The organism is Niameybacter sp., from assembly GCF_036655075.1.
GTDB lineage: Bacteria > Bacillota > Clostridia > Lachnospirales > Cellulosilyticaceae > Holtiella.
The window spans coordinates 1-8368 of record NZ_JAVVQU010000059.1 but is presented as its reverse complement, the minus strand read 5'-3'; the positions used below and the strand labels follow the sequence as shown (position 1 = coordinate 8368).

The window sequence follows — 8368 nt, the reverse complement described above, 5'->3', positions numbered from 1 at the left end:
TACTTGTGTTAAAAGAAGAAAACTTATGGGCAGCTTGTGGTTTTCATACAGCATGGAACTTATTCCAAGGCAATGTATTTGGTATAAGTGTCAGTGGAAATGTGTTAGATGTTAGTTTATTTAAGACAGAAATGAGTATTCCCACGCTATGGAATGGTGGGGCATTTGGCATAGAGGGTAGCTTGCTTACTACCTTCTTCATGTTAATTGTAACAGGGGGGCTAATCTGGAGGCTCTCTAAACAAGTGATATAAAGAATTCTTTATAAAAAGTTCTTAATTTATTAGGGGCAAGGACATAATTTGTTAAAAAATAGAAGGCATAATAATACATGAAGAGAAGAGGTGTAGCAGAAATCTTCCCTAACAATTTGAAGCTACACAACTCTCTCTAAAATTAAAATCTCCCCATATTATTATCCCTTTTTCAGTTTGTATAAAATATAAACGGAAAAAAGAAAGGCGCCCTCCCCAAGGCGCCTTTTTTGTGCAATTTTAAAATAAAGAGGTATCTTCATAACTTATTCAAGAAAGTTAGTTATGATAGAGGCATGAGTAGTTGATATGTAGCCTTAATCTTCCCTAACAGTGAGAGCTATATATCATACTCAAAGATTAAAATCTCCCCATATTATTTATCCCTTTTTCAGTTTGTATGAATATATAAACAGAAACAAAAGGCGCCTCCCCCAAGGGCGCCTTTTGTTATATGCAAAAATATCTTACTTAGTAAGTGTATCAAATGCGATATAAGCTAAGTCTTCTATATTAGGATGGTCTAAAATGCGTAGGGGCAATTTTTTGCGCCCAAACAGTTTCTTGTGCCTACGATAGGTGGGAGATGTCTTGACCAAGTTTGTGTCAATTCTTTGAATGAAATCCTCTAGAGCGTAAATCTCATATTTTTCTACACCACTTTTAGTAGCTAGGACTTCTAGGAGTGCGATAAAAATGTCTTGATACGTAGCAGTGGGGGGAAGTTTTAGGAGTGAGGCAATTGTTGGGATGACTTTTTCAAAGAGCATGCGTCTACTATCCATAGGAGGTAACTTTAGGTGTTGACCTAATTGCTGGATTACTTCATTAGGAACTGCTTGTAGGTGATTCCAAATAATAGTCTCTTCTAGTGGATGAATATAGTAGCGCTGTCCTTTAAGTCCATGAATGGTCTTGAGTGCATCAAAGTAGCCAAGTTGGATATTTCTTTTAATCAAGTCATTGGTAAATAGTAAAGCAGCACCCAAGTCTTCTGAAGGGAGTACATTAATGATTTGGGCATGATGTGTATCTAGCTTAGAGAACTTATCACTACTAGAAGTACGTATAGCAATGATCTTGTCATAGCCTTTGCGAAGGAGTAAGTTAACAGGGCAGTTATCATGGATGCCTCCGTCAATATAGTACTTTCCGTCTAGAGGGCAGAGTTTGAAGCCAGGGAAGTTGGCACTTGCCATAATGTAATCTTTGATTTTACCTTCTGGAATGAGTTCTTTATACACTTCAACAGGCTTAAAGTCAGGAATGGAGACCGTTACCATTCCAAAGTCTTTAGTCGAAGTACGCAATTTAGCTTCATTTATTAACTGGTCTAGGACTAAACGGAGTTTGCCAGTATCTATCCCACCATTTTCAATGAAAACCTTAGTCCTATTCTTGAGGTATTTCATCATATCTAAAGAAAGCTCACTATGGACCAACTTAGTCATATAATCATTGTCTATATCAAACAAAGTAGAGGGTTCTAGAGTAATCCACAGTTCATAAAGTGCATCAAAGTCTCCTTGTGCGACCAGTGCACCATTAAATGCACCTATAGAGGTGCCCACAACCCCATTAAATTCATATCCATTCTCAAGAAAAGCCTTGATGGCACCTATATGAAAGGCACCTTTTGCACCGCCACCTTCTAAAGCTAATCCTAGCATTGTGTATCATCTCCAATTTATTACATTTCTTCTAATTATAATGTAACAAGAGAAAAACTACGGGGCAAGTAATCTAGACAATTATATAGAAGAAATTTTATTTCATAATATAAATGTTATTTGATGATATGAGTAATTTAACATGGATTTAACAAAACACCAATATGTTTTGAACATTAAAGAGGTATTCTTAGTCTCGTAAAATAAATAAGGGGGAAATAAAAATGAAAAATAAATTTTTAAGAATATTAGGTGTAGCAACAATTGGGATGGCAATGTTAACAGGATGTGCAAGCGGTACAGCAGATAGCACACCACAAGCAACAGGTAGTAGTGCAAAATCAGGTGGCAAAATTGTTGCAGTAGGATCAACAACAGTAGCAGTTCCAATGGAAGATTTAGCTAAAAAATATAAAGAAGAACAACCGGATGTTGTAATAGAAGTTCAAGGTGTTGGTTCATCAGCAGGTGTTAAAGCAGCGCATGATGGTACAGCAAATATCGGTATGGTATCTCGTGAACTTAAAGCAGAAGAAGCAAATGATAACTTTGATATAACAACAATCGCTTACGACGGAATTGCAGTCGTTGTAAATCCAGCAAACGGTGTAACAGATTTAACAAAAGAACAAATTAAAGATATCTTTGAAGGTACAATAACTAACTGGAGCGAAGTAGGTGGAGCAGACCAACCAGTAATCGTAGTATCTCGTGAAGATGGTTCAGGGACAAGAGGTGCTTTTGAAGAAATTTTAAAACTTGAAAAAGAAATTGATGGCAAAACAGTTTCTTCTATGTCACCAGGTGCCTTAATTGCAGAAGGTAATGGTACAATGAAAGCAACAGTTGCGTCAAAAGAAGGTGCAGTTGGTTTCGTATCTTTAGGATTCATTGATGATACTGTAAAAGCAGTAAGCGTGGATGGTGTAGAAGCAACAGTTGAAAGTGTAAAAGATGGATCATTCGCTATTTCAAGACCACTTCTTATCTTAACAAATAAAGAAGAATCAGCTGAAACAAAAGAATTCGTAGAATTTATCTTAGGTGATGCAGGTCAAGAGATTGTAAGTGAGAAATACATTTCAATTAAATAATAATAACAACTTATAAGGTGATCATATGGATAGAATAATGAAGAAAGTGTTCTGGTGTTTTGCAGCTCTAACTATTTCAATAGTTGCATTTATGGGAGTCTATATTGTAGTCGGTGGACTCCCTTTCTTTCAACATACTAATCTTTGGGCGTTCTTAACAGGCACCAATTGGATGCCTTCAGGTGAAATTTTTGGGATTTTCCCAATGCTCGTTTCCAGTCTTTATGGTACAGCAGGGGCTATGCTTGTAGCCATTGTAGTAGGAATATGTACAGCAATTGTATTAGTAGAAGTCTTACCAAGTCATTTAGCAAAAGTGCTTTCAGCAGCAGTTGACTTATTGGCAGGAATTCCATCAGTTATTTATGGATTCTGGGGACTTATGGTAGTCGTACCACTTATCAATGACCTTTTTGGTGGGAAGGGAGCAGGAAGTAGTTTACTTGCTGTAATCTTCATCTTAGCGCTCATGGTACTACCTACTGTTATTCGTATGACAGAAGTAAGCTTAAGAGCAGTACCTAATGAATACAAAGAAGGTGCTCTAGCACTTGGCGCAAGCAAATTACAATATATTTTCAAGGTTCAGCTGAAAGCAGCCAAATCAGGAACGATGGCCGGGATTATATTAGCTACAGGTCGTGCACTTGGTGAGACCATGGCCGTTATTTTAGTAGCAGGAAATACAGCATTATTACCAACTAGCATTACAGATCCAGTAAGAACACTTACTGCAAATATTGCGATAGAGATGGGCTATGCAACAGGTGTGCATCAACAAGCACTCTTTGCAACAGGTATGATTTTATTCGTACTTATTATCGGTATCAACTTAGCGACACATTGCATTAACAATTATTCAGAGAGGAGGGAAACACGTGGAAGCAAAGCTTAATAGCGTAGTATGCGAAAGACCTACCTTAGATAAAAAAGCAGATAGAAGAGTAAGCCCTTTTAAATATGTTTCTTCAAAAGAAAAGATTATTTATGGTGTGATTGGTGCTATTGCCTTTTCTACCTTTGCTATGCTTATTTGGATTTTATCCTATATCTTCATGAAAGGTATTGGGCATGTTAACATTGTAGGACTCATGCCAGCGATTATCACAACGATTTATATGGTAGTGATGGGGCTTGTCATTGCAGTACCAGTTGGAATGGGTACATCTATTTACCTAAGTGAATATGCAAAGCCTTCAAAGTTTGTAAAAGGATTAAGATTTGCTACAGAATGCTTAGCTGCGGTTCCTTCAATTCTCTTTGGATTATTCGGAATGATGTTCTTTGTAACTCAAATGAAAATGGGATATTCACTGCTTGCTGGTGGATTGACAGTATCTTTAATGATTCTTCCAACGGTAGTTAAGACAACAGAAGAAGCTTTAAAAACAGTACCACTAAGCTATAGAGAAGGTTCACTTGCTCTTGGAGCCTCCAAGTTTGCAACCATTATGAAAGTTGTTTTACCAAGTGCAGTACCTGGGATTTTAACAGGCATTGTATTTAGTACAGGACGTATTATTGGAGAAACAGCAGCCATCTACTTAACGGCAGGAATGGTATTTAGAGTACCAACGACAGTGATGGAATCTGGAAGAACCTTATCTGTACATTTGTATATGTTAGCTAAAGAAGGGATTTCTTTAGAAGAAGCCTACGGAACAGCTATCGTTTTACTTATGGTAGTACTTACACTTAACTTATTAACTTATGTGATTGGAAGGAAGATGAAAAATGGAAAATAGCATTTTAAACGTGTCGAATTTATCTTTCTATTACGGAGATTTTAAAGCACTTAAAAACATTAATATGGAAGTTAAAAAGAATGAAGTTCTAGCCTTTATTGGTCCTTCAGGATGTGGAAAATCTACATTTCTTCGTATCTTAAATCGTATGAGTGATTTAGTGGAAGACACTAAAGTAGATGGCAGCATTACCTTTAGAGGGCAAGATATTTTCAACATGAATCCCATTGAACTTAGAACAAAAGTAGGAATGGTATTCCAAAAGCCTAATCCATTCCCAATGAGTATCTATGATAACATTGCTTACGGTCCACGTATGCAAGGCATCAAGAAAAAAAGTGATCTCGATAAAATAGTTGAAGATAGCTTGAAAAAGGCAGCGATTTGGGACGAAGTTAAAGACTGTCTAAGAAAAAGTGCAACCAGCTTATCAGGTGGGCAACAACAACGTATTTGTATCGCACGTAGTATTGCTATGAATCCAGAGATTTTACTTATGGATGAGCCAACTTCTGCATTAGACCCTATTTCTACTTTGAAAATAGAAGATTTAATCAATGAGTTGAAAAAGCAATATACAATTGTAATCGTGACACATAATATGCAACAAGCAGCACGTATTTCTGACAAAACAGCATTCTTCCTTTTAGGAGAGTTGGTAGAAGTGGGGCCAACAGATAAAATATTTGACCAACCACAAGACCAACGTACAGAAGACTATATCACAGGAAGATTTGGCTAAGAGGAGTGGAGATCATGTCACCAAGAAGAGTATTTGAAAAAGAATTAGAAGAACTTAGATTAGAAATGATTAAAATGGGAAACCAAGTAGAAACACTTGTAGGCAATGCTATAGAAGCGGTAACGCAGCAAAATAAAGCATTAGCACAAGAAGTCATTAAAAGTGATGATATGATAGATGCTATGGAAATAGAGATTGAAAAGAAATGTGTAAGTCTTATTACCCATCAGCAGCCTATTGCCAAGGACTTAAGACTTATTATGTCTATGCTTAAAAGCGTAACAGACATGGAACGTATAGGGGACCACTGTGAGGATATTTGTAATTACAGCCTTACTTTAGAAGATGGTGTGTGGACCAAAGAAATTGCATACAAACGTCATATTGAAAAAATGGCAACACATGTAAGAGAAATGCTTGCAAAAACACTGGATAACTTTATGCAAAAAGACTTAGAAAAGCTTAAAGAAATTTGTAAATATGATGATAAGATAGATGAAGAATTCACTAAGATATTCAAAGAGATTACAATTGAGATGAGTAAAAATAGTGAGTTTGTACCAAGTGGTGCAGCTTACATCATGATTATTAAATATCTAGAACGTATCGCAGACCATATTACAAATATAGCAGAATGGCTTATTTACAACCTTACAGGTGAATATAGTAAGTAAAAAGAAGGTGCTCCACTTAGTAAAATAGGTGGAGCACCTTTTTTAGAATTTTAGAGAGTTGTAACTTTACTTTTAATATGTTTCTTATCAATGATGTGATCATTCATGGACGTAATCTAAGAGAAGTTAACTTGAAATAATTACATCGTATAAGATAGATGAACTAGGCAATCTATGTATTCCAATAGATGGGATACATTAGTTTTATAAGAATAAGGTTTATACGACAAAAATATCTATGGATGATGTATACGTCATATTTAATTTAAAACAGGGGGGATTAAGATTCTAATTAAGTAATTAAATTATATATTTTTTAAAATATAATTTAATTACTTAGAAATTGTTGACATTTTAGTAAAAAAAAATTATTATTTAGTATATATTATAATTGTTTTTGTGGTAAATAATTCGTAAAATAAAAACATATAAATAGTAATTTATAAAAATAAAAGGGGATAATAATGTATAAATTTTCTAAATTTAATTTTATTCATGAAAAAAATAATGATGAGTTGCTTTTATATAATAGTTTGCAAGGAATAAATTCTTTTTACAAAATAAAAAAAGATGATAAAGAAGATTTTTATAATATAAAAAATAACATAGTAGCAAATAAAGAAAAGTCCTTAACAAAAAAACTGATAGAAAAAAAATTTTTAGTGAAAGAAGAAATTAATGAGGATCAAATACTAAAATTTAAATACATAGAAGAAATCAATAATAACAATATCTTAACGTTAATTATAGTTCTTACTGAAGATTGTAACTTAAGATGTAAATATTGTTATGAAGATAGGACACATGAAACAATTAGTACTAGTGTACAAGAAAATATAGTGAAATTTATTAAAAAGAATATAAGTAAATATAGAGGATTACATATATCTTGGTATGGAGGAGAACCATTATTAAAAGTTAATGTAATTGAACAAATGTCTGAAAAAATTATAGATATATGTAGTAGGGAAGGAAAAATATATTCTAGTTCTATAACAACAAATGCATATTTACTTAATTTAGAAATTTTTAATAGACTGTTAAAATCAAAAGTTACATATTACCAGATTACAATTGATGGTGCAGAAAAAACACATGATTATCAAAGAACTTTAGCAAATGGTATGGGGTCATACAAGAAAATTTATAAAAACTTACTAGATATTAAAGATAATAGTAATAAAAGATTTAATATATCAATAAGAACTAATTATGCAAAAGATACTGTAGAATATATGGATGAATTTGTAGAAGGATTAATAAGAAATTTTGGAGAGGATAAAAGATTTAATTTATTTTTTAGACCAGTTATGAATTGGGGAGGGGCCCTAATAGATGATTTTTCCGAGCATTTATTAGATAAAGAGGAGTTTGATAAGGTATATGAAAAATATGGAGATGAAGTCTCTAAGCAAAAAAATACACATGTAACTACAAGTTTTTATTCATCATTAGCAATTGGGCAAGGATTATGTTATGGTGCTAAAAATAATAATTTTGTAATTGACTGCACAGGACTGGTATATAAGTGTACTTGTGAATTTATGAGGAATGATAAAAGTAGAATAGGTGTACTAAAGAGTGATGGAACTATGGAGCTTGATGAATATAGACAAAGTTTATGGGTAACCACTTTGGAGTTAGAGGGAAAGTGTAGGAAATGTTTTTTTAGTGCAAATTGTTTTACATCTAGTTGCAATAGATCTCTTGCATTAAATAAAGAAAATCAGAGACAGTGCCCTATAGAAAAAGATTTTTTAGTAGAAACATTAGAAATGCTAGATAAAGATGGATTTTATAAATATTTATAAGATAAAGATAGAAAGTAAGAGGAAATATTTATGATTGAATTAATAAGGGAAAAATCTTATGAAGTTTTAGGGAGTATTGGTATATATATTGATAAGGATATCGATACAGAGGATTTGGATTTAAGAGAGTACATAGCAGATTCTTTAGAATTTATGTCTATGATTATTGCATTTGAAGACAAGTTTGAAATTAGTTTCCCTACAGAAGTATTGAATTTTGAGAGCATCGCATCATTTAATACATTTTTATCAGTGATAGAAGAATTATACAATACAGAGATTGGAATATTGTAAAATTTATCACCAAAATGTATGTTTAATAAGTGTTGAACATACATTTTGGTGATAAAGCCAAAAAAATATTTTTAATATAAGGAG

At 33.3% G+C, this 8368-nt stretch carries 8 protein-coding genes and 1 pseudogene; 8 read left to right on the top strand and 1 reads right to left on the bottom strand.

What is annotated here, in order from left to right; all coding sequences use genetic code 11:
• Nucleotides 1-254, top strand: a pseudogene (locus RRY75_RS12700) (CPBP family intramembrane glutamic endopeptidase); the annotation flags it as partial.
• 467 nt (nt 255-721) lie between these two features.
• On the opposite strand, the gene RRY75_RS12695 reads toward RRY75_RS12700, so the two are convergent.
• Nucleotides 722-1924: a patatin-like phospholipase family protein gene (locus RRY75_RS12695; protein ID WP_332491266.1), complete on the bottom strand. Its 1203-nt coding sequence runs from the start codon at nt 1922-1924 to the stop codon at nt 722-724.
• Between the two features lie 224 nt (nt 1925-2148).
• On the opposite strand from RRY75_RS12695, the gene RRY75_RS12690 reads away from it, so the two are divergent.
• From RRY75_RS12690 to RRY75_RS12660, 7 genes are all read left to right on the top strand, one after another.
• Nucleotides 2149-3018, top strand: coding sequence for a phosphate ABC transporter substrate-binding protein (locus tag RRY75_RS12690; RefSeq protein ID WP_332491268.1), 870 nt, complete (start codon nt 2149-2151; stop codon nt 3016-3018).
• 25 nt (nt 3019-3043) lie between these two features.
• Nucleotides 3044-3913, top strand: a complete 870-nt coding sequence (gene pstC, locus RRY75_RS12685) for a phosphate ABC transporter permease subunit PstC (protein WP_332491269.1) — start codon at nt 3044-3046, stop codon at nt 3911-3913.
• Nucleotides 3897-4763, top strand: a complete 867-nt coding sequence (gene pstA, locus RRY75_RS12680) for a phosphate ABC transporter permease PstA (RefSeq protein WP_332491271.1) — start codon at nt 3897-3899, stop codon at nt 4761-4763. Before pstC ends, pstA begins: the two co-directional genes overlap by 17 nt.
• A complete protein-coding gene (gene pstB, locus RRY75_RS12675) occupies nt 4753-5505 on the top strand; it encodes a phosphate ABC transporter ATP-binding protein PstB (RefSeq protein ID WP_332491272.1) in 753 nt (250 codons plus the stop codon). Before pstA ends, pstB begins: the two co-directional genes overlap by 11 nt.
• Nucleotides 5506-5519: 14 nt before the next feature.
• Nucleotides 5520-6179 carry a phosphate signaling complex protein PhoU gene (phoU, locus tag RRY75_RS12670; protein WP_332491274.1) on the top strand — a complete coding sequence of 220 codons (660 nt, stop codon included), beginning with the start codon at nt 5520-5522 and terminating at the stop codon, nt 6177-6179.
• A 464-nt stretch (nt 6180-6643) separates the two neighbouring features.
• Nucleotides 6644-7990 carry a radical SAM protein gene (locus tag RRY75_RS12665; protein ID WP_332491276.1) on the top strand — a complete coding sequence of 449 codons (1347 nt, stop codon included), beginning with the start codon at nt 6644-6646 and terminating at the stop codon, nt 7988-7990.
• 30 nt (nt 7991-8020) lie between these two features.
• Nucleotides 8021-8284, top strand: coding sequence for a phosphopantetheine-binding protein (locus tag RRY75_RS12660; protein ID WP_332491277.1), 264 nt, complete (start codon nt 8021-8023; stop codon nt 8282-8284).
• Nucleotides 8285-8368: the final 84 nt, after the last annotated feature.